At 70.6% G+C, this 21,561-nt stretch carries 21 protein-coding genes; 14 read left to right on the forward strand and 7 right to left on the reverse strand.

Features of this window, described 5'->3' with window-relative positions:
• Positions 1 to 68: 68 nt before the first annotated feature.
• Together D8M39_RS04405 and D8M39_RS04410 are read right to left on the reverse strand one after the other, a co-directional pair.
• Complete coding sequence (locus tag D8M39_RS04405) at positions 69 to 737, reverse strand: TrkA family potassium uptake protein (RefSeq protein WP_055084405.1); 669 nt, start codon at positions 735 to 737, stop codon at positions 69 to 71.
• A complete protein-coding gene (locus D8M39_RS04410; protein ID WP_055084407.1) occupies positions 730 to 2,175 on the reverse strand; it encodes a TrkH family potassium uptake protein in 1,446 nt (481 codons plus the stop codon). The genes D8M39_RS04405 and D8M39_RS04410 overlap by 8 nt, the downstream gene beginning before the upstream one ends.
• Before the next feature lie 145 nt (positions 2,176 to 2,320).
• Between D8M39_RS04410 and D8M39_RS04415 the strand changes: the two genes are divergently transcribed.
• From D8M39_RS04415 to ccsB, 11 genes are all read left to right on the forward strand, one after another.
• Positions 2,321 to 3,532, forward strand: a complete 1,212-nt coding sequence (locus D8M39_RS04415; protein WP_055084408.1) for an acetoin utilization protein AcuC — start codon at positions 2,321 to 2,323, stop codon at positions 3,530 to 3,532.
• Positions 3,533 to 3,641: 109 nt separating this feature from the next.
• Positions 3,642 to 4,667, forward strand: a complete 1,026-nt coding sequence (locus D8M39_RS12810; protein ID WP_202975500.1) for a metalloregulator ArsR/SmtB family transcription factor — start codon at positions 3,642 to 3,644, stop codon at positions 4,665 to 4,667.
• Positions 4,668 to 4,706: 39 nt separating this feature from the next.
• Positions 4,707 to 6,047 (forward strand): NADP-specific glutamate dehydrogenase, encoded by a 1,341-nt coding sequence (gene gdhA / locus D8M39_RS04425; RefSeq protein WP_055084412.1) that lies wholly within the window; start codon positions 4,707 to 4,709, stop codon positions 6,045 to 6,047.
• 88 nt (positions 6,048 to 6,135) lie between these two features.
• The gene (locus tag D8M39_RS04430; protein WP_232300287.1) at positions 6,136 to 6,978 is read left to right on the forward strand and encodes a FadR/GntR family transcriptional regulator; all 843 of its coding nucleotides are present in this window, start codon (positions 6,136 to 6,138) and stop codon (positions 6,976 to 6,978) included.
• 151 nt (positions 6,979 to 7,129) lie between these two features.
• Complete coding sequence (locus tag D8M39_RS04435; RefSeq protein WP_005504750.1) at positions 7,130 to 7,228, forward strand: 30S ribosomal protein bS22; 99 nt, start codon at positions 7,130 to 7,132, stop codon at positions 7,226 to 7,228.
• A gap of 223 nt (positions 7,229 to 7,451) precedes the next feature.
• Positions 7,452 to 7,772, forward strand: a complete 321-nt coding sequence (locus D8M39_RS04440) for a glutaredoxin family protein (protein WP_238693951.1) — start codon at positions 7,452 to 7,454, stop codon at positions 7,770 to 7,772.
• 57 nt (positions 7,773 to 7,829) lie between these two features.
• Positions 7,830 to 8,501: a histidine phosphatase family protein gene (locus D8M39_RS04445; protein ID WP_126874502.1), complete on the forward strand. Its 672-nt coding sequence runs from the start codon at positions 7,830 to 7,832 to the stop codon at positions 8,499 to 8,501.
• Positions 8,502 to 8,542: 41 nt separating this feature from the next.
• Positions 8,543 to 9,175: a TlpA disulfide reductase family protein gene (locus D8M39_RS04450; RefSeq protein ID WP_238693952.1), complete on the forward strand. Its 633-nt coding sequence runs from the start codon at positions 8,543 to 8,545 to the stop codon at positions 9,173 to 9,175.
• On the forward strand, positions 9,172 to 9,930 hold the full coding sequence (locus D8M39_RS04455; protein ID WP_126874503.1) for a cytochrome c biogenesis CcdA family protein: 759 nt from the start codon (positions 9,172 to 9,174) through the stop codon (positions 9,928 to 9,930). The genes D8M39_RS04450 and D8M39_RS04455 overlap by 4 nt, the downstream gene beginning before the upstream one ends.
• Positions 9,927 to 11,606, forward strand: a complete 1,680-nt coding sequence (locus tag D8M39_RS04460; protein WP_126874504.1) for a cytochrome c biogenesis protein ResB — start codon at positions 9,927 to 9,929, stop codon at positions 11,604 to 11,606. The genes D8M39_RS04455 and D8M39_RS04460 overlap by 4 nt, the downstream gene beginning before the upstream one ends.
• Positions 11,607 to 11,610: 4 nt before the next feature.
• The gene (gene ccsB, locus D8M39_RS04465) at positions 11,611 to 12,804 is read left to right on the forward strand and encodes a c-type cytochrome biogenesis protein CcsB (protein WP_238693953.1); all 1,194 of its coding nucleotides are present in this window, start codon (positions 11,611 to 11,613) and stop codon (positions 12,802 to 12,804) included.
• 142 nt (positions 12,805 to 12,946) lie between these two features.
• Here ccsB and D8M39_RS13135 read toward each other — a convergent pair whose 3' ends face one another.
• A complete protein-coding gene (locus D8M39_RS13135) occupies positions 12,947 to 13,402 on the reverse strand; it encodes a PLD nuclease N-terminal domain-containing protein (RefSeq protein WP_126874505.1) in 456 nt (151 codons plus the stop codon).
• A 100-nt stretch (positions 13,403 to 13,502) separates the two neighbouring features.
• Here D8M39_RS13135 and D8M39_RS04475 point away from each other — a divergent pair, with 100 nt between their 5' ends.
• The gene (locus tag D8M39_RS04475; protein ID WP_055084831.1) at positions 13,503 to 13,781 is read left to right on the forward strand and encodes a DUF4229 domain-containing protein; all 279 of its coding nucleotides are present in this window, start codon (positions 13,503 to 13,505) and stop codon (positions 13,779 to 13,781) included.
• Between the two features lie 108 nt (positions 13,782 to 13,889).
• Here D8M39_RS04475 and D8M39_RS04480 read toward each other — a convergent pair whose 3' ends face one another.
• The 3 genes from D8M39_RS04480 to D8M39_RS04490 form a co-directional block, all read right to left on the reverse strand.
• Complete coding sequence (locus D8M39_RS04480) at positions 13,890 to 14,774, reverse strand: 1,4-dihydroxy-2-naphthoate polyprenyltransferase (protein ID WP_055084830.1); 885 nt, start codon at positions 14,772 to 14,774, stop codon at positions 13,890 to 13,892.
• A gap of 112 nt (positions 14,775 to 14,886) precedes the next feature.
• The gene (locus tag D8M39_RS04485) at positions 14,887 to 16,215 is read right to left on the reverse strand and encodes an AMP-binding protein (RefSeq protein WP_126874506.1); all 1,329 of its coding nucleotides are present in this window, start codon (positions 16,213 to 16,215) and stop codon (positions 14,887 to 14,889) included.
• 10 nt (positions 16,216 to 16,225) lie between these two features.
• The gene (locus tag D8M39_RS04490) at positions 16,226 to 17,182 is read right to left on the reverse strand and encodes a 1,4-dihydroxy-2-naphthoyl-CoA synthase (RefSeq protein WP_126874507.1); all 957 of its coding nucleotides are present in this window, start codon (positions 17,180 to 17,182) and stop codon (positions 16,226 to 16,228) included.
• Positions 17,183 to 17,339: 157 nt separating this feature from the next.
• Here D8M39_RS04490 and D8M39_RS04495 point away from each other — a divergent pair, with 157 nt between their 5' ends.
• A complete protein-coding gene (locus D8M39_RS04495; protein WP_126874508.1) occupies positions 17,340 to 18,221 on the forward strand; it encodes a sulfite exporter TauE/SafE family protein in 882 nt (293 codons plus the stop codon).
• 45 nt (positions 18,222 to 18,266) lie between these two features.
• On the opposite strand, the gene D8M39_RS04500 is transcribed toward D8M39_RS04495, so the two are convergent.
• Positions 18,267 to 19,724 (reverse strand): sugar porter family MFS transporter, encoded by a 1,458-nt coding sequence (locus tag D8M39_RS04500; protein ID WP_126874509.1) that lies wholly within the window; start codon positions 19,722 to 19,724, stop codon positions 18,267 to 18,269.
• Positions 19,725 to 19,886: 162 nt separating this feature from the next.
• Between D8M39_RS04500 and D8M39_RS04505 the strand changes: the two genes are divergently transcribed.
• Complete coding sequence (locus tag D8M39_RS04505) at positions 19,887 to 21,482, forward strand: helicase-related protein (RefSeq protein ID WP_371413758.1); 1,596 nt, start codon at positions 19,887 to 19,889, stop codon at positions 21,480 to 21,482.
• Positions 21,483 to 21,561: the final 79 nt, after the last annotated feature.

Consider the following 21,561-nt stretch of genomic DNA (forward strand, 5'->3'; position numbering starts at 1 on the left):
GAGTCTGGCGCGTTCGCGCTGACTGCCCGGACCCCGGGAAGGCGGCCGCGCGGCGTCGTCGTGCTGGGCTACGGGCGCGCCGCGAAGCGCTCGATGAGGTCCACGTGGCCCGACACGATCAGCAGGTCCCGGGAGCTCACGGTGGTGTCCGGGCGGGCGTAGGTGAAGTCCTCGCCCGGGGACTTCACGCCCACCACGGTCACGCCGTACTTGGAGCGGATGTCCGACTCACCCAGCGTGAAGCCCTGGGTCTCGCGGGGCGGGTACATCTTGACGATCGCGAAGTCGTCGTCGAACTCGATGTAGTCCAGCAGGCGCCCGGAGACCAGGTGCGCGGTGCGCCGCCCCGCGTCCGCCTCCGGGAAGATCACGTGGTGCGCGCCGATGCGCGAGAGGATCTTGCCGTGCGCCGGGGAGATGGCCTTGGCCCAGATCCGGTCGATGCCCAGGTCCACCAGGTTGGCGGTGATCAGCACCGAGGACTCGATGGACGTTCCCACGCCCACCACCGCGGAGGAGAACTCCGCCGCGCCGATCTGGCGCAGGGCGTCCATGTCCGTGGCCTCGGCCTCCACCACGTGGGTGAGCTGCCCGGACATCTTCTGCACCAGCCCGGCGTCCCGTTCCACGCCCAGCACCTCGCGGCCCTGCTGGATGAGCTGCAGGGCCGTGGCGGCGCCGAAGCGGCCGAGTCCCACGACCAGGACGGGCGCGGAGTGGGAGGAGTTCTTAGCCAATGATCGGCCTCTCTTCCGGGTAGGAGTACAGCCGACGCCGCGAGCGCAGCGCCAGGGCGGTGGCCACCGTGTTGGTGCCGATGCGCCCCACGAGCATGATGACGGACAGCACGATCTTGCCCGCGTCCGGGGACGCCGCCGAGACCCCTGTGCTCAGCCCACACGTGGCGTAGGCGGAGATCACCTCGAAGAGCACGTGGTCCAGCGGCAGGTGCGTCAGCGCCACCATCACGGCCGAGCCCAGCAGCACCACCGAGGCGCCCATCATGATCACGGAGATCGCGATGCGCAGCACCGAGTCGGGGATGGTGCGGAAGAAGGCGATCACGGACTGGTCGCCGCGCGCCTCGGCCAGGATGGCCAGGAAGACGACGGCGAGCGTGGTCACCTTGATCCCGCCGGCCGTGGACGCCGAGCCGCCCCCGGCGAACATCATGGCGTCCGAGAGCAGCAGCGTGACCTGCGAGGTGTCCGGCATGTCCACCAGGTTGAAGCCCCCCGAGCGCATCATCACGGAGGCGAAGAACCCCTGGAACAGGCGTTCCGGTGTGGACATCCCGCCCAGAGTGGCCGGATTGCTCCACTCTACGAGCGTGAACAGCAGCCACGCGAGCACCAGCAGGATGCTCGTGGTGACCACGGTGAGCTTGGCGTTGAGGTTCCACCGGTTGAAGCGGAACCCCACCTGCCGCAGCACGAGGATCACGGGGAAGCCCAGGGAGCCCACGACCACCCCGATGCACACGGGCAGCAGGATCAGCCAGGCGGTGGGCCCGGCGTGGTCGTAGGGCACCAGGCCGTCCGTGTGGGGGGTGAACCCCGCGTTGTTGAAGCTGGAGATCGCGTAGAAGACGCCGTGCCACAGGGCCGTGCCCAGGGGCTCACCCTCCGCGAGGAAGCCGATGGAGAGCACCGCGGCCAGTGCGGCCTCGATGCTGATGGAGGTGATCACGATGATCTGCAGTAGCGAGCCAACCTCTCCGAGGCGCCCGATGTTCAGGGCCTCCTGAGTGATGAGCTTGGACTTCAGCCCGAGTTTGCGCCCGATGGCGAGAGCCAGGATCGAGGTCAGCGTCAGGGTGCCCAGGCCACCCACCTGGATGGCCACGAGGATCACGACCTGGCCGAACACGGACCACTGCGCCGCGGTGGACACGGTCGTCAGCCCGGTGACGGTCACGGCGGAGGTCGCGGTGAAGACGGCGTCCACGAAGTCAGTGTCCTGCCCGTGCTTGGCGGCCACCGGGAGCCACAGCAGCAGTGCGAAACCGAGGTCCACGATGACGAAGACGATGACGGCGAGACGGGCTGGGGAGGAGTTCGCGATCTGGTCGACGAAGTCGCGGACACCGCGTGCGGCGCGCGTGGTGAAGGGTTCCGCATCGGGGGCCTGCGAGGAGGACTCGTCGACGGCGTGCGGCTGCTCGAGCTCGCTCACTGCACCTCCTCAGTGGAATCGTCACTGTGCTCCGGCCTCACTGGTCGTGCGGACCGGGAGGGTTGCGGGACGCAACATGTGCCAGTATCCCCCGATGTGGCGCGCTGCCACGACACCCCCGGTTCCCGAGTGTTCTAATGGGTTTGTGACCTCTGCAACATCTGGCAAAGACGCCGCCGTCCCCACCAGTGTCTACTGGGATCCCCAGCTGCTCAGCTACAACTTCGGGGACTACCACCCCATGAGCCCCACGCGTCTGGACGCCACCATGCGCCTGGTGCAGAGCCTGGGCCTGGACACCGCGGAGAACGTCAGGGTCACGGTGCCGGAGGTCCCGGACGACAGCGTCCTGGAGCTCGTGCACACCAAGAAGTACGTGCAGTCCGTGCGCGCGGTCTCGGAGGACCCCACGCGGCAGATCCCGGAGAGCGGTTTGGGAACCGAGGACACACCGGGCTACGAGGGCATCCACGAGTCCAGTGCCCGTCTGGTGGGCGGCAGCTACCAGGGCGCGATGGACCTGCTCAGCGGAAAGGCCGTGCACGCCGTGAACTTCAGCGGTGGCATGCACCACGCGGCCGCGGACAGGGCCTCCGGCTTCTGCGTGTACAACGACTGCGCGGTGGCCATCCAGTACCTGCTGGACAGCGGGGTGAACCGGGTGCTCTACGTGGACGTGGACGGCCACCACGGGGACGGCACCCAGTCGATCTTCTACGACGACCCCCGGGTCATGACCATCTCCCTGCACGAGACGGGTCTCGCCCTGTTCCCCGGCTCCGGCTTCGCCAACGAGATCGGCACGGGGGAGGCCGCCGGCACCTCGGTGAACGTGGCCATGCCCACGCGCTCGGACGACTCCCAGTGGCTGCGGGCGTTCGACGCCGTGGTGCCGCCGATCGCCCGGGAGTTCCGTCCGGAGGTGATCGTCTCCCAGCACGGTTGCGACTCCCACTTCCATGACGAGCTGACCCACCTGCGCGTGAGCGTGGACGGTCAGCGGCAGATTGCCCTGGCCATGTCGGAACTGGCCGCCGAGCTGTGCGAAGGGCGGTGGATCGCCACGGGCGGGGGCGGGTACGACTGCCACGACGCCGTTCCCCGGGGCTGGGCGCACCTCGTAGGCGTGGCCGCGGGTCACCCGGTGGCGGTCACCACACCCGTGCCGCAGGACTGGCGCAGCTACATGGTGGAGAAGTACGGCGGGAACCCTCCGGAAATCATGGGGGACGAGGTGGACCTGTGGTGGCGCTCGTGGGAGATCGGCTACGACCCCAACGACGAGACCGACCGCAGCATCATGGCCACCCGCAGGGAGGTCTTCCCGCACTGGGGACTGGACCCCTGGTACGACTGATTCCTGCCACGGCTGACCCCGGTGGGACCGAGCTCCGGAAGGACGGGCCCGAGGCCCGGGGCCGCCGCGGATTGGGGCCTGACCAGGCCACCCGTCTAAGGTGTTTCCTATGTCCCACGACGCATATTCCGCTCTGTCCGACGTCACGCGGCGGCGCATCCTCGAGGCCCTGCGCGGTGGTCCGCGACCCGTGGGCGAGCTGGTCACCGAGCTGCAGGTCTCCCAGCCCACGGTCTCCAAGCACCTGAAGGTGCTGCGCGACGCCGGGATGGTCGGAACGCGCCCGCAAGGGCAGAAGCGCTTCTACAGCCTGACGGCGCAGCCGCTCACCGAGGTCGTGGACTGGGTTGAGACCCTGATCGCCGCAGCCGCCACCGGGCCGGCGGAGCAGGACCCGCAGGTGGAGCAGGCTCAGCAGACGGAACCCGCAGCGCCGCGCCCCACCGCAGCTCCTGCCGCGGAGATGGATCCGGGGGCCCCGGAGGGCGACGACGACGCGGCCGGTGTCGAGGACGTCGCGCACGATCCGGAGGCGGATGGCTCCGCCCCCGAGACCGAGCCGGTGGCCGCCCAATCGGCCGAGAGCGACGACGACGCGGTCGCCGCCTCTGCCAACGAGGCCTCCCGTGCCGGGACCACCGACGCCGCCCCGCTCCGGGCGGAACCGGACGAGCGAGCGCTGCCCTGGTTCACCGCGCGGGTGACGGAAATCACGGAAAAGGACGAGGGCGACGTCGTCGAGCCTGACAGCGAGGAGGCCGCCGAGGATGCCGGGACGGGGGAAACCGCCCGGGATTCCGCGGCGGCGGACGAGGCGCGGGATGCCGTCGACGCGGCGGAGGCCGAGAGCGGAGAGGGCTCCCCGGGACCGGAGGAGGAGGTTGAGCAGGGAGAGTCGCAGGTCACAGGGGATACCCTGGACACTGATGTCCACGCCGCGCCGGCCGCCCAGCTCGAGGCTGCGGACGGTGCCGAACCCCGCGACGTCGCGCCCCGCACCACCTCCCCGGAGGTGTTCACGAGTGAGAACGCCGAGCAGCTTCGGCCGCGCGGGGGAGCGCACCGCCGTCAGAGCGGTCTGCTGTCCACCCTGACGGGACTCCGGCGCCGTGGTCGTGGCACACGCCGCGGCTGAGTGGTCATCCGCGAGAGATTCCAAGACGGCAGGAGAGACATGCACGAGAAACTGATCCCCATCCGACAGATCGTCACGGCGCGCAACCCGGGTGAGGCCGAGTTCCACCAGGCCGTGGACGAGGTCTTCGAGTCGCTGGGACCGGTGGTGGCCCGCTACCCGGACCTGCTGGACTCCGCCATCGTGGAGCGCATCTGCGAGCCCGAGCGCCAGATCATCTTCCGGGTGCCGTGGACGGACGACAAGGGCAAGGTGCACATCAACCGGGGCTTCCGCGTGGAGTTCAACTCCGCTCTGGGTCCGTACAAGGGCGGGTTGCGCTTCCACCCCTCCGTGTACCTGGGCATCGTGAAGTTCCTGGGCTTCGAGCAGATCTTCAAGAATGCCCTCACGGGCATGCCCATCGGCGGCGGCAAGGGCGGCTCGGACTTCGACCCGTCGGGCCGCAGCGACGCCGAGATCATGCGCTTCTGCCAGTCCTTCATGACGGAGCTGTACCGCCACATCGGCGAGTACACGGACGTCCCTGCCGGCGACATCGGCGTGGGCGGGCGTGAGATCGGCTACCTCTTCGGCCAGTACAAGCGGATCACCAACCGCTACGAGTCCGGTGTGCTCACCGGCAAGGGGCTGTCCTGGGGCGGTTCGCTCGTGCGCACCGAGGCCACCGGCTACGGCGCCGTGATGTTCGCCGAGGAGATGCTCAAGACCCGCGGTCTGGACCTTGAGGGCCGGGACGTGATCGTCTCCGGCTCCGGCAACGTGGCGATCTACGCGATCGAGCGCGCGCAGGCACTGGGCGCCAAGGCGCTGACCGCCTCGGACTCCAGCGGCTACGTGGTGGACTCCAAGGGCATCGACCTCGAGCTGCTCAAGCAGGTCAAGGAGGTGGAGCGCGCCCGCATCAGCGAGTACGCCGAGCGCCGGGGCCCCAGTGCCCGCCTGGTCACGGACGGCTCCGTGTGGGACGTCCCCGCAACGGTCGCGCTGCCGTGCGCCACCCAGAACGAACTCAACGGCCGCCAGGCCAAGCGGCTGCTGGAGAACGGTGTGGTGGCCGTGGCGGAGGGTGCCAACATGCCCAGCACCACGGAGGCCGTGCACCTGTTCCAGGAGTCTGACGTGCTCTTCGCGCCCGGCAAGGCCGCCAACGCCGGCGGTGTGGCCACCTCCGCGCTGGAGATGCAGCAGAACGCGTCCCGGGACTCGTGGAGCTTCGACTACACGCAGCAGCGGCTGCAGGAGATCATGCGCGGCATCCACGACCGCTGCGCCGGGACGGCCGACGAGTTCGGCATGCCCGGCAACTACGTGGCCGGTGCGAACATCTCGGGGTTCATCAAGGTTACCCGCGCCATGGTGGCGCAGGGGATCATCTGAGGAAACATTCGTCCCCACAGCGGGGCTCTACGGCGGTTCGGCGGCGCCATGACGCCGTCGGACCGCCCCCGAGTTTAGGGTAGGGATCATGGCAACGCATCGAGAGGTTCTGCAGTGGCTCGAGAACGAGCTGTTCGACGGACACCTGGTGCTGGGTCAGCGGCTGCCCACTGACAAGGACCTGGCCGCGATCTTCCGCGTCTCTCGCAGCTCCATGCGCGAGACGCTGAAGATCCTGGAGGCCCAGGGCATCGTCAAGCTCTTCGAGGGCCGGCACCGCAGTATCCTGCCCATCCTGGTGCGTGAACCGGCTGCCTCCGCGGGCCCGGCGCTGCAGCTGCACATGGCCACGTCCGAGCACCCGCTGCGGGACATCGTGCGCACGCGGGTGCTCCTGGAGACGGCGTCGCTGGAGAACGCCGAGCAGCGCAGCGTGCCCCGCGAGGAGCTGCTGGGGATCATGGAACAGATGGACCGGGAGGACCTCGGTCTCAAGCAGTTCCACGACCTCTACGTGAGCTTCCACATCGCACTCGTGAAGTCATCAGGCAACGCGGTGAACGTGGCCCTGTTCACAGCGCTACGGGACTCCATCTACGAGTACACGATGGCTCTGGTGGGCCACGTGCCGCTGTGGTCCACCACGTCCAGCCGCATCCGGGCGGAGCACCGCGCGATCGTGTGTGCGCTGGAGGCGGGGGACCGTACGCTCGCGGCGCGGCTCGTGGCGGAGCACATCGCCTACCAGTACGAGGAGGCGGGGGTGGATCCGGGGGACGCCCGGGCGACTCCGGCCGAGCCCCGCCCGCTCGAGCGCAAGGGCCGTTCGCGCCGCAGGCCTGCGACGATCCGCGGGACCAAGGCGACGGCCGAGCCCGGCGACCCGGACGACGTCGGCGGCCTTGACGACACCCACCGCGCCAGCGCCTGAGGTGCCCGTTTTCCAGCGGAACGGGGTCAGGCGGTAGGGTGGGGCGATAGTTTGCCGTTCATCGGAAGTTGCCCCTGAGTTCCAGGGGCGGTGCGGTGCTCCGGCGCCGCTCCACGCAAACACCACTGTCCAGACAACTGTGAGGGATCCTATGGGTTCGGTCATCAAGAAGCGCCGCAAGCGCATGTCCAAGAAGAAGCACCGCAAGCTGCTTCGCAAGACTCGTCACCAGCGCCGCAACAAGAAGTAGTCGCGCGCCTTGTGACAGGCCCCGTTTCCCCCTGGGAACGGGGCCTTCGTCGTGCACGGGCGCGCAGGGCGAGGGTCCGGGCACGACGTCGCCCGCGCCCTGCCCGGGGTGAGGGCCGGATCCGCGCCGGGCCGAGGGGGGCGTACCGTCCCGCTGCGGGAGGGTGCCCACCCACACCGCGCGGGGCGGTCCGGCCCCGGCGGCGGTGCGTAGCATGGGCGCCATGTCCTCAGAGCACCCCGCCCCCTCCGAGCCCGTGCGGCGAGCAGCACCGCTGCTGTCCGGCGTCGACTGGGCGCGGAAGCCGCCCGCGCACACCGTGACCCTGCTGGGCAGGCCCGGCTGCCACCTGTGCGAGGACGCGCGGGAGATCGTGGTGCCCGTGTGCGAGCAGACCGGCAGCACCTACGAGGAGCGGGACGTCACGGGAGACCCGGAGCTGCTGCGGGACTACGGCGAGCACGTGCCCGTGGTCTTCGTGGACGGTGTGGCGTGGGACCGCCTCCGGGTGGACGCGGACCGGTTGCGCGCCGTCCTCTCCTGAACCGTTCAGCGGTCTCACGGATTGGGGCGTTCCCGGGGGTTTTGAGACACTGGGGACATGCCTTCAGCGACCGTCCACCTCCTGCGCCACGGCGAGGTCCACAATCCCGAGCACGTGGTCTACGGACGCCTGCCGGACTACCACCTCTCCGAGAAGGGCGCGCGGATGGCCGAGGCCGCCGCGGCCGAGCTGGCCCGGCGCGTCCAGGGCGGGGAGAAGATCGCGCACCTCGCGGCGTCGCCCCTGACCCGCACCCGCGAGACCGCGGCCCCGGTGGCCCGCGAGCTCGGCCTGGACGTGCACACGGACGAGCGGCTGATCGAGCCGGCCAACCACTTCGAGGGTCTGCACGTGACCGGGCGCGAGCTGGCCAAGCCGCAGCACTGGCCGTTCATGCTCAACCCGTTGCGCCCCTCCTGGGGCGAGCCCTACCGCAGCCAGGTGCAGCGCATGGCCGAGGCCGTCTGCGAGATCGCACGGGAGGCCGTGCGCCGCGGGGGCGACGGCGCCCAGGCGGTGGCCGTCTCCCACCAGCTGCCGATCTGGCTCACCCGGCTCTCCGCGGAGGGCCGACCGCTGCCCCACGACCCGCGCCGCCGGGAATGCAACCTGGCCTCGCTGACGTCCCTGACCTTCGACGACGTCGACCGCCCCGGGGTGCCCGGCGTGTCCTACAGCGAGCCCGCAGCACATCTGTATCCAGGCGTCAATCAGCTTCCCGGCTCATAATCGGTGTCCCATCCCTCGACCTCTCCTCAGGTGCTGTCCCCGTGAATCCTCTGTTCCGCTCGCCCTCCCGCCCTGCCGCACGAGCCCGTGCGCGCACGGGGCTGGTGGCCGTGGTGGCCGCGCTGGGCCTCGCGCTCGCGGGCTGCTCCACGACCGACGACAACCTGGCGCAGCAGGCGAACGCCGGGGGCGACAAGGGCTACGTGGCCGGGGACGGCTCCGTGAGCGAGTACGCGCCCGCGGACCGCGGTGAGCCGGTGGCCTTCGACGCCGAGATGTTCGACGGCAGTTCGGTGACGGCCGAGAGCCTGCGGGGCAGGCCCGCCGTCGTGAACTTCTGGTACGCCGGGTGCGCGCCGTGCCGCGCTGAGGCCCCGGACCTCGTGGCCCTGCACGGCGAGTACAAGGACCAGGCACAGTTCCTGGGTGTGAACCTGCGCGACCAGCAGGCCACCGCGGAGGCGTTCGAGCGCAACTTCGGGGTGGACTACCCCTCCGCGAGCGACCTCAACGGGGCGGTGCTGCTCGCCCTGAGCGACTACGTCCCGCCGCAGGCCGTGCCCACCACGCTGGTGCTCGACTCCAAGGGCCGGGTAGCCGCCCGCGTGCTGGGCAAGGCGGACAAGTCCACGCTGGACGCGCTGATCAAGGACACGGTGGCCGAGACCGCATGAACGGCAATCCCTTCGCCGAGGTCATCCTCGACGGCTCCCTGATTGCCGCGTTGCCCGTGGCACTGCTCGCGGGCTTCGTCTCCTTCGCCTCACCGTGTGTGCTGCCCCTGGTTCCCGGCTACCTGGGCTACGTCACCGGTCTCACCGGCGCGGACCTGCGGGAGCAGCGGCGCGGGCGGGTGCTCACGGGCGTGGTGCTCTTCGTGCTGGGGTTCTCGCTGGTCTTCGTGGTGATGTCCGTCGTGCTCGCCCAACTCGGTGCGTTTGCATGGTTCCTGGGGCAGCGCTGGATCATGGTGGTGCTCGGGCTGCTCGTGGTGCTCATGGGCATCGTCTTCCTGGGCGGCCTCTCCTGGTTCCAGCGGGACCGCAAGATCGAGCGCCGCCCGCCGCCGGGACTGTGGGGTGCGCCCCTGCTGGGCATGACCTTCGGCCTCGGCTGGGCGCCGTGCATCGGCCCCACGTTCGCGGCCGTGCAGGCCCTGGCCTACGTGGACGGCGCCTCGACCGGCAAAGCTGTGGTCCTCACTGCCGCCTACTGCCTGGGTCTCGGAGTCCCCTTCGTGCTCATCGCCCTCGCGCTGCGCCACGGGATGGGCGCCATGTCCTTCTTCCGCCGCCACCGCCTCACCCTGCAGCGCATCGGTGGCGGGGTGCTCGTCCTCATCGGGCTGGCCATGGCCACGGGTGTGTGGTCGGCGCTGGTGTCCTGGGTCCAGTCCGAATTCGTAACCGATTGGGTGATGCCGATATGACCAAGGCGCCAACACCGCGTGAGCGGAAGGAGCATCGCGCGTCCGTGGAGGTTCCCGCACTGGGGCCCGTGGGCATGGCGCGCTGGGCGTGGCGGCAGCTGACCAAGATGTCCACGGCACTCGTGCTGCTGCTGCTGCTCGCGATCGCGGCGGTCCCGGGCTCCCTGTTCCCGCAGCGCGTGCAGGACCCGGACGCCGTGGCCGACTACATCAAGGCGAACCCCGTGATGGGGCCGTGGCTGGACCGGTTCCAGCTCTTCGACGTCTTCTCCTCCTACTGGTTCTCCGCGATCTACCTGCTGCTGTTCATCTCCCTGGTGGGCTGCGTGATCCCGCGGGCGCTGCAGCACTTCAAGGCGTGGCGCTCCAAGCCGCCGCGCACCCCGCGCCGGATCTCGCGGCTGCCCCAGTACCGCAAGGTCATGCTGGGCGGGCGCGACGGCGCCGAGGCACCCACCCCGGACGACGCCGTCGAGCAGGCCGCGGCCGCCCTGAAGAAGCGCGGCTACCGGGTGCAGGTGCAGGACCTCGGCACCGGGGCGCCGTCGGTCGCGGCCGAGCGCGGGATGCTCAAGGAAGTGGGCAACATCCTCTTCCACGTGGCGCTGCTGGGCGTGCTGATCTCCGTGGCCGCGGGCTCACTGTTCGGGTACAAGGGGCAGAAGGTGATCGTGGAGGGGGAGTCCTTCGTGAACACCCTCGTGGACTACGACTCCTTCAACCCGGGCACCAACTTCAACGCGGACTGGCTGAACCCGTTCTCGGTCACCCTGAACTCGTTCGAGGCCACCTTCAACCGGGACACCTCGGACCCGGACCACTACGGTCAGCCCACCGACTTCAACGCGGACCTCACCGTCCGGGACTCGCCCGGTGCGGACCCGCAGGACGTGCATCTAGCGGTGAACAAGCCGCTGAACGTGGACGGCACCAAGGTGTACCTGGTGGGCAACGGCTACGCCCCGGTGATCCGGGTGAAGGACGGCAAGGGCGACGTCGCCTACGAGGGTCCCGTGGTCACGGTCCCCTCCGACTCCGTCTACACGTCCTCCCTGACGCTGAAGGTCCCGGACGCGCGCCCAGACCAGCTCGGCTTCGTGGGGCTGCTGCTTCCCACCGCTGTGTCCCAGGACGGCTCGATCCCCAAGTCCGTGGACCCCGGTCTGAACAACCCCGCGCTGATCCTCTCCTCCTACACAGGGGACCTGGGACTGGACCGCGGCCAGCCGCAGAACGTCTACGTGCTGGACACCCAGGGGCTCACGGAGCTGAACTCGATGTCCAACTCCAACGGACCCATCCTGCTGGACGGCGAGCACCGGAAGGTGGACCTCCCGGACGGCAACGGCAGCATCGAGTTCCTGGACGTCAAGCGCTACGTGGGCCTGGACGTGCACAGCGACCCCGGGCGAATCCCCGCGTTCGTCTCCTTCCTGGTGGCGTTCGGCGGGCTCATCATGAGCCTGTTCATCGCCCGCCGCAGGGCCTGGGTGAGGGCCACGGAGACCGAGGACGCCCAGGGTGTCCGGTGTACTGTTCTGGAGTACGGACTCCTGGCGCGCGGCGAGGACCACCGCCTCGGCGCGGAGGCGGAGAAACTGACGGCTCTGTGGACGTCACTGTGGGAGGACCGCGGAGTGCGGGAGTACCACCTGAAATCGTCGGATAAGGCGTGAGGCAATGGGCAGCGACATCAATGTGACCTTGGGCAACTGGAGCGAGTGGTTCATGCTCCTGGCCGCGATGACCTACATGGTCGTCTTCGTGGCGTTCGTGTGGGACATGGCCTCCCACTCCAAGACCCTCGGGCTGAGGGAGGAGGAGCGCGCCCGGAAGCGGGCCGCCGCCGAGAACGACTCCCGCGAGCTCGTGGGGGTCGGCGCGTCGAGCGAGGCCAGCGCATCCGCCGACGCGCGCTCCACGGCAAGTGCCACCCACGCTCCCGGCGTCGACGGCGCGGGGACGGGCGGCACCGGGGCGAACGGCGTCGTCGGCAACGGCAGTGCTTCTCCCGCGAGCGCGGGGTCTGCGGCCCCGGGCGAGTTCCGCACCTCTGCGGAGAGCTCCACGAAGGGTGCGGGCGAGTTCGAGGCCCTGAACTACACGAAGGGCGCGCGTCGCCCGGCGGCCCGCGTGGCTGTGATGCTCATGGTCATCGCCTTCGCGCTGCACGTCTTCGCGGTGGTCTCCCGCGGCGTGGCCGCGGACCGGGTGCCGTGGGCCAACATGTACGAGTTCTGCAGCACCGGCGCCATGGTGGTCGCGGGCGTGTACCTGGTGACGCTGATCTTCAAGGACCTGCGCTTCGTGGGGCCCATGGTCTCCGGTCTCGTGCTCATCATGCTGTGCCTGGCGACGATCGCGTTCCCCACCCCGGTCTCCCCGTTGCAGCCGGCGCTGCAGTCCTACTGGCTCATCATCCACGTCTCCATCGCGGTGGCCGCCTCCGGCATCTTCACCATCACGTTCGCCATGGCCGTGCTGCAGCTGCTGCAGTCCCGCCGCGAGAAGCGCCTGGCCCTCGGACAGGAGTCCCGCATGGGCTTCCTGCGCGCGGTCCCCAGCTCCGTGACGCTCGAGAACTTCGCGTTCCGGCTGAACTCCGTGGGCTTCGTGTTCTGGACCTTCACCCTGGCGGCCGGTGCCATCTGGGCGGACCAGGCCTGGGGCCGGTTCTGGGGCTGGGACACCAAAGAGGTCTGGACCTTCGTGGTGTGGACCGTCTACGCGGCCTACATGCACGCGCGTGTGACCCGCGGCTGGAACGGCAACCGCTCCGCGTGGCTCGCGATCGCCGGGTACATGTGCGTGGTCTTCAACTTCACCGTGGTCAACACGCTGTTCCCGGGCCTGCACTCCTACTCGGGGCTGTGAGTCCTCGCGGCCTGTGACCGCCGGGCGCCCGGCGCGTCCTTGCGAGGACGACGCCGCCCGCGTCCCTCACACACACAGAGAGCCCGCTTCCGCACACTGTTGCGGAGGCGGGCTCTCCCACGTGGTGGGACGGTGCCGGGGACTACTTCTCCGGCGCTCCCGGGGCCGGGTCCTGCGGATCCGGAGGGGTGCCGTCTGTTCCTCCGTAGCGGGGGTCCGTGGGGTCCAGGGGCTCGTCCACCACGGGGCGGGCACCGGGGGCTCGGCCCGTGCGCTTGAGCTCGTTCTCCCAGTCCTGCAGTCTGCGGGCCTGCTCCTGCTGCTTGCGGCGCTCCTCGAGGTTGCGCAGGAACTGGGGGTCGTCGTCGGGCCCGCGGCCGCGCTGGGCCTCGCGGGCGGCGTCGTCCGCGCGGGGGCGGCCGAAGAGCAGCCACAGGATGGCCCCGATCACGGGCAGCAGGAGGATCACCAGCACCCACGCCCACTTGGGCAGCGCCCGCACGTCGTAGCGCTGCGACTGCGCGCACTCGATGAGTGCGTAGATGATGACGCCCACAGCCAGTGCGCCCGCTCCGATGATCATGATTGCCCTGCCCATGCGGATCATCCTAGGGGAGTCCCCGCTCACGCACTCGCCGGTGTCGCATGCGGGGACATGCGCCCGGGGAGCGTCCAGCGCGGCCGCCTAGAATGTCCCCGTGAACTTCTTGAAGTATTCCCTGCTGCGCCTGGGCATCCTGGTGGCGCTGTTCGTGCTGTGCCTCTACCTGGGCCTCGGGCTGGTCTTCTCCGGGATCGCGGCTGTGATTGCGGCGTTCGCGATCTGCTACATCTTCTTTCCCAAGCTGCACTACGCGGCGGGGCAGGACTTCCACCGGCTCATCTCGCGCTCGCCCAAGCCGCAGAACCGCGTGGCGCTGGAGGACCAGGAGTACGAGGACTCCTACACGGACGCCGAGGCCCGCAAGGACGTCTGAGGCGTCCGAGGGCCTGCAGCACCTCCCCAGTTCCACTGTGCCTCGACGCGCACGGCGCCGGGTCAGTGCGGAGACGAGCGGGCGACGTCGTCGTGAGCCCGCGGCGGCTCAGCCCACGTACTGGAAGACGAGCACCGCCACGGCGTACAGGACGGTGACGCCCAGGCTGATGAACCCGCACTGCTTGAGCACGGGGATCAGGCCGCGGCGCTCGGTGCTCTTGAGCACGGTGATCGCGGCACCCACGGCCAGCGGGCTCATGGCGTAGACCAGCAGCACCCACGGGTTGTGGGGGACGATCAGCAGGGGCAGGACCATGCCCACGAACAGCTCCGCGGTGAATGCGAGCCGCGCCTTGGGATCGCCGAGCCGCACGGCCAGGGTGCGCTTGCCCACCGCCTCGTCCCCGGGGATGTCCCGGATGTTGTTGGCCATCAGCAGGGCGCACGCGAAGAGGCCCGTGGAGATGGCGAGCACCCACGAGTCCAGGTTCAGACGACCCGCCTGCGTGATGGTGGTGCCGAGGGTGGCCACGAGACCGAAGAAGATGAAGACGAAGACGTCCCCCAGGCCCATGTACCCGTACGGCTTCTTGCCGCCCGTGTAACCCCACGCGGCCGCGATGGCCAGCACGCCGACGGCGCCGAGCCACCACTGCCCGGAGAGCGCCACCAGTGCCACGCCCGCCACGGCTGCGAGGCCGAAGCACGCGAACGCGGCGAGCTTGACCTGGCGTGGCGTGGCCGCGCCGGAGCCGGTGAGGCGGAGGGGACCCACACGCTCGTCGTCGGTGCCGCGCACGCCGTCCGAGTAGTCGTTCGCGTAGTTCACGCCGATCTGCAGCAGCAGGGCCACGAGCAGCGCCAGGACCGCGGGGACGAGGTGCGCCGCGTGCACCGCCTGTGCGGCGGCGGTCCCGGCGATGACCGGTGCGGCAGCCATGGGCAGCGTCCGCAGACGAGCCCCCTCGACCCACTGAGCTGGTGTGGCCACGGTGCAACAACCTTTCGAGGACGGAAGACGGGTTCCCCTCATTGTCCCACGCGCTGTGCACCCGCACACGCCAGCTGCACCCCGGGGTGGATGCCGTCGCGGCGTCGGGTGGCTACGTGCGATCGGGTGTCGAAGGAGCCGGTTCCTGGAACAGCGCGGCGGCCGCGGAGCGGTCCGGTTTGCCGGTGGGAAGCATCGGCAGCTGCGCCACGTGTCGCCACAGCTTGGGAACCGCCGGGGCGCCGAGCGACTTGCGCACCGCCTCGGAGAGCTCGCGTTCGAGCACCGCCGCGTCCGTTCCCGGCCGGGAGGCCAGTACGGCCGCCACGCTCTGCCCCCACTCCGGGTGCGGCACCGGGACCACCAGCGCCTGCCGGACCCGCTCGTCCGCTTGCAGGACGCCGGAGACCATTCCGGCAGAAACCTTCACGCCTCCGGTGTTGACGACGTCGTCCGTGCGGCCGAGCACCGACAGCGTCCCGCGCTCGTCCAGGGCCCCGAGGTCGTCCGTGCGGTACCAGCGGATGCCGTCCACCACGCGGAAGTGGGCGCCGGTCTGGCCCGGGTCGTCCAGGTACCCCGCTGCGACGACGGCTCCGCCCAGCCAGATCCGTCCCTCGCGGGAGGTGGCTGCCGGTGCGGTGGGCGCCGCTGAGGTGGGGGTGCACCCGCCGGAGGACGCGGCAGGGAAGGGGCTCTGTTCGGCGGCGTCCGGGGGCGAGCCCGCCGCAGTGGTGAGCTGCGCGCGCGAGGCTGCGGGAGCGGCGTCGTCGGACACCAGGCGGACGGCGACGGCGTCCAGGGGCGTGCCGTCGTACACGCACCCGCCGCACGTCTCGGACATTCCGTAGGTGCGAACCACGCGGACGCCGGCCGCCGCGGCGCGCGCGGCGAGGTCCGGGGAGAGCGCGGAGCCGCCCACGAGGACGGCGTCAAAGCGGGCGAGGGCGGCGACGGCGCGGGGGTCGGGGGAGCCGTCCGCGGGGTCCAGGATGCGCTGCAGCTGCGTGGGGACCACCGAGACGTAGCGGACCGGGTGGTCCATGCCTTCGGCGGCATCCGCGAACGCCTCGGGGGTGAAGTGCTCGGTGGCCATGACCACCGGACGCGTGCCCGCGAGCACCGAGCGCGCGAGCACCTGCAGACCGGCGACGTAGTGCGCGGGAAGGCACAGCAACCACTGCCCAGGCCCGGAGGTCGCCCGTTCTGTGGCACGGCCGGAGGCCGCAAGCGCCTCGGTGGTCAGGACCGTCTTCTTGGGACGGCCCGTGGACCCGGACGTCGCCACGACCACTGCGGGCCCGGGCCGGGAGAGCACCGTCTCCAGGCGGGGCAGCAGGTCGAGGGGGTCACCGGCCACGGGACCGTCGAGCAGGACGACGTCGCCGGGCAGGGACTCCCGCGTGGGCGCCGTCAGGGGTGTGCCGGGAAGCTGCGTCACGCGGTGCCCGTCAGAAGTAGTAGGGGAACGCGGACCAGTCCGGGTCCCGCTTCTGGAGGAAGGCGTCGCGGCCCTCGACGGCCTCGTCCGTCATGTAGCCCATGCGGGTAGCCTCGCCGGCGAAGACCTGCTGGCCCACCATGCCGTCGTCCGGGAGGTTGAACGCGTACTTGAGCATGCGCACGGCCTGCGGGGACTGCGAGGTGATCTTCCGGGCCCACTCCACGGACGTGGACTCGAGCTGCTCGTGCGGGACCACACGGTTCACGGCGCCCATCCGGTGCATGTCCGCGGCGGAATACTCGTCCGCGAGGAAGAAGATCTCCCGGGCGAACTTCTGGCCCACCTGGCGCGCAAGCAGCGCTGAGCCGTAACCGGCGTCGAACGAACCCACGGTGGCGTCCGTCTGCTTGAACTTGCCGTGCTCCGCGGAGGCGATCGTGAGGTCGCACACCACGTGCAGGGAGTGCCCGCCGCCGGCGGCCCACCCGGACACCGCAGCGATGACCACCTTGGGCATCGTGCGGATCAGCCGCTGCACCTCCAGGATGTGCAGCCGGCCGGCGCGGGCGGGGTCGATCGAGTCCGCCGTCTCACCCCCGGCGTAGTGGTAGCCGTCCCGGCCGCGGATGCGCTGGTCGCCACCGGAGCAGAAGGCCCAGCCGCCGTCCTTCGAGGACGGCCCGTTGCCCGTGAGGATCACCGCGCCCACGTCCGAGGACATGCGGGCGTGGTCCAGTGTGCGGTACAGCTCGTCCACGGTGCCGGGGCGGAACGCGTTGCGCACCTGCGGGCGGTCGAACGCGATGCGGACCCAGGGCAGGTCCCGCACCACGGAGCCGTCCGCGGCGCGCTCCACGCCGCGGTGGTAGGTGATGTCCTCGAGCTCGGCGAAGCCCTCCACGGGACGCCACTGCTGGGGGTCGAAGATCTCGGACGCCCGGTCCGGAAGTTGCGCGTTGGTCATGGGTACCACTGTAGGACGGGCGCCGGGGGCCGCGCGCCGCACCCGGACGGTGGGGTCCTGCGAGTGCATGGTCGTGCGCCGCCGTGCTCTGGAGCGGCGCCGTCACGGCTGGGCGGAACACTGGACGCGCCGTCCGCTTTCGGCGGATGATGCGTCGATGCTCCCTGAACTGACGACGATCGCGTGGGCCGGGCTGGTCTGCGGGGCCCTGCTCGTGGGGTTCTCCAAGACCGCCCTGCCCGGCATCAACACCCTCGCGGTGGCGCTGTTCGCCGCGGTCCTCCCCGCCAAGGCGTCGACGGGCGCGCTGCTCGTGCTGCTGCTCGTGGGCGACTGCTTCGCGCTGTGGAACTACCGCCGCCACGCGCACTGGCCCACGCTGGTGCGGATGATGCCCGCGGTGGTCGTGGGCCTCGCCGTGGGCGGCGTGTTCCTCGCGTTCGCGGGAGACTCGCTCGTGCGCAGGGTCATCGGCATCCTGCTGATCCTGCTCATGGGGATCACGCTGTGGCAGCGCCGTGCGCGGCGTCGAGCAGAGGAGGCGGCGGCCGGTGACGCTGCGGGGGGCGACGTCGGAGCGCCCGGTTTCGGGGCGGCGTCTGGTTCGGGCGGGGCGTCCGGGGCGACGACCGGTTCGGGGGCCGGGGGCGGCGACGTCGCCGCGTCGTCCGAGGAGCCCCACGGCGCGACTCGCCTCGCTGCGGCAGGCTACGGGACCCTGGGCGGGTTCACCACGATGGTCGCCAACGCGGGCGGGCCGGTGATGTCCATGTACTTCCTGGCCGCGCGGTTCCCCAAGCACGCGTTTCTGGGGACGGCAGCGTGGTTCTTCGTGACCATGAACCTGCTCAAGGTCCCGGTCTCGGTGGGCCTGGGGCTCATCACCACCCACACCCTCGTGATGGACGCGGTCCTCGTGCCCGGGGTGGTGGTCGGCGCACTGGTGGGCAAGTGGGCGCTCGCCAGGATCGCGCAGCACGTCTTTGACACCGCCGTGATCGCGGTGACCCTGCTGGGGGCGCTCTACCTGCTGGTGTGAGGGGGACGCCCTCGGAAGGAGAGCCCCGGCGACGTCGTGGAGAAGCTACTTGTTGTTCACGGTGAAGATCGCGCCGGTGGTCACGTCCTTCTCCACCGCCTCCAGTGAGCGCCCGCGGGTCTCCGGCAGGAACTTCCACATCACCAGCGCGGCCACCGCGTTCACAGCCGCGAAGCTGAAGAACGACCCGTTGATCCCGATGCCCGCGATCAGGGAGGGGAACGCCCAGCTGAGGAGGGCGTTCGCGGTCCACATGCAGAACACGGACACGCCCACGCCCACTGCGCGCATGTGCAGGGGGAAGATCTCCGAGAGCAGCACCCACGTGGCCACGTTCAGGAACGTCTGCATGGACCCCACGAAGCACACGATCAGCACCAGGATCACGAAGGGCCGGGCGGTGCTGCCCTCCGGGAAGTACATCGCGGACAGGCCGATCAGCACGTGGAAGATGGTGACGAGGCTGTAGCCGGTGATGACGGTCGTGCGGCGGTTGATCTTCTCCATCATCCACAGGGCGATGAACCCGCCGACGACCGCAATCACGCCCGGGGCGATGTTCGCGATCAGGGCGGCGTCGGCCCCGAAACCGGCATCCCGCAGGATGATCTGGCCGTAGTACATCACCGAGTTGATGCCGGTGAGCTGCTGGAAGACGGCGAGCGCGATGCCCACGAGCAGGATCCGGACCAGCCACTTGTTGGTGAGCACCGAGGAGATGCCGGTCTTGTGCTCCGTGGCCTCGAGCCTGCTGACGCGCTCCACCTCGTCCATCTCGGCCTCCGCGCGCTCCTCAGAGCGGACGGTCTTGAGCACCTCGAGGGCCTCGTCGTAGCGGCCCTTGGAGATCAGCCAGCGGGGGGACTCGGGCACGCGCAGCATGCCGAAGAAGAGGAAGATCGCGGGAATGGCGCACACCGCGAGCATGATTCGCCACACGCCGTCGAGGTGTCCCAGGGTGTTGCCCAGGATGGCGTTCACGATGAACGCGGCGAGCTGGCCGATCACGATCATCAGTTCGTTGCGCCCGGACAGCGAACCCCGGATCTCGTACGGGGCGAGCTCCGCGAGGAACACGGGAACCACCGTGGAGGCGCCGCCCACCGCGAGGCCCAGGAGGAAACGGCCCACCAGCAGCACCGCCAGCCCGGGGGCGAAGACGCACGCCAGGGTTCCGACGAGGAACAGGACAGCCAGGAGCAGGATGGTCTTGCGGCGACCCCAGCCATCTGAGAGACGTCCGATCGAGACGGCGCCGAACGCCGCACCGATGAGCAGCGTGCTCGTCACCGTGCCCTCGGACTTCTCGTCCAGCCCCAGCTCCTCGGACATCGGCAGCAGCGCACCGTTGATCACGCCGGTGTCGTAGCCGAAGAGCAGCCCGCCGAACGTGGCCACGAGGGCCACCATGCCGAGGCGTCTGGAGTGGGGGCCGGAGGTCAGAGGTGGGAGTTCCGCGGCCCCGGATCTCTCGGCCGCGGGGGTGGCCGGTGCGTTCGACATGGTGACTCCTTCGTCCTGGTGAGCGGCTCAGCGCGCGCTGTGGGCCTGGTAGATCTTCTCCCGTACGGCCCCCGAGCGGTAGCGGAGAAACCTCGGAGGCGTTCCTCGCGGACACGGTGACGCCACACGAGCGCGTCGGGCCCCTCCGCGATACTGGGGACCATGCCCTTCTTCGACCTGGACCGGATCGGCCGGGACCTCCCCTTCGCACGCGCCGTCCCGCAGCTGCGCGAGGCCCTGCGCGGCGGGGTGGCGGTGGTGCAGGCCCCGCCGGGCACGGGCAAGACCACGGTGGTCCCGCCGGTCGTGACGGAGTTCGTGGCGGGTGACGACGACGCCGCCCCCGGCCGCGTCGTCGTCGTCCAGCCCCGGCGCGTGGCCGCCCGGGCCGCCGCTCGCCGACTGGCCACGCTCACGGACTCCCGGCCCGGCGACGTCGTCGGCTGGAGCGTGCGCGGCGAGCGCCAGGTGGGTCCGCGGACCCGCGTGGAGTTCGTGACGCCCGGCATCATGCTGCGCCGCCTGCTGGCGGACCCCGAGCTTCCGGGCACCGCCGCCGTGGTGCTGGACGAGGTGCACGAGCGCGGCGTGGAGTCGGACCTGCTGGTGGGCATGCTCGCGGAGCTGCGGCAGCTGCGCGAGGACCTCACGGTGGTGGCGATGTCCGCGACCGTGGACGCCGCCCGCTTCGCCGCACTGCTCGGCGGGGATGACCCCGCTCCGGTGGTGGACTGCCCGTCTGCCCTGCACCCGCTCGACGTCGTGTGGCGGCCCGGCCCTCAGCGTCTCGACGAGCGCGGGGTCACGCCCGCGTTCCTCTCCCACGTGGCCCGCACTGCGGCCGACGCCCACCGACGCGCCCTGGCCGGGGACCCCTCCGTGGACGCCCTCGTCTTCCTCCCCGGTGCGCGCGAGGTCTCCCGGGTGGCCGCCGAGCTGCGCGGCCCCGGCGTCGAGGTCCTCGAGCTGCACGGCCAGCTCACCCCGCGCGAGCAGGACCGCGCGGTCGCGGGCCGTGCCCCGGGGGACCCGCCGCGGATCGTGGTGAGCACGTCCCTCGCGGAGTCCTCGCTCACGGTCTCCGGTGTGCGCCTCGTGGTGGACTCCGGCCTCGCGCGCCAGCCCCGCAGGGACGCCGGGCGCGGAATCTCCGGGCTCGTGACCGTCTCGGCGTCCAAGGCCTCCGCGGAGCAGCGCGCCGGCCGCGCCGCCCGCCAGGGACCGGGCACGGTGGTGCGCTGCTACGACGACGCTGCCTGGGGCGCCATGCCCGCCCACACCGTTCCCGAGGTGCGCACCGCTGACCTGACCTTCGCGTGCCTCGCGCTCGCCGTGTGGGGCGCACCCGGGGGAGACGGGCTCGCCCTGCCGGACCCGCTGCCGCCCCGCGCCCGGGCAGATGCCGAGGAGGTGCTCCGGGGGCTCGGCGCCGTGGACGAGGGCGGACGAGCGACGGAGCTCGGCCGGCTGCTCGTGACCCTGCCCGTGGAGCCGCGCTGGGGCCGCGCCCTGATCGACGGCGCCGAACTCGTGGGCCCGCGCCTCACCGCCGAGGTGCTCACGGCACTTTCGGACGCCCCCAGGATCCAGTCCGCGGACATTCACTCTCATCTGCGGGGGCTGCGCTCGGGCCGGGGGAGCGAGGCGCAGCGGTGGGGGCGCGACGTCGCCCGGCTGGAACGCATTGCCCCCGCCCCCAACGGCGCACCGCCCACCGTGCAGGATGAGTCACATGCCGACCCGGTACCGGGCTGGTGACTCAAGCGAAAGGAATCAGATCATGCCTGATCTCGGAGGACTCGCGGACAAGGCCAAGGACATGGCCGGAGACCACCAG

It is taken from the genome of Kocuria sp. HSID17590 (genome assembly GCF_003989485.1).
GTDB lineage: Bacteria > Actinomycetota > Actinomycetes > Actinomycetales > Micrococcaceae > Kocuria > Kocuria salsicia.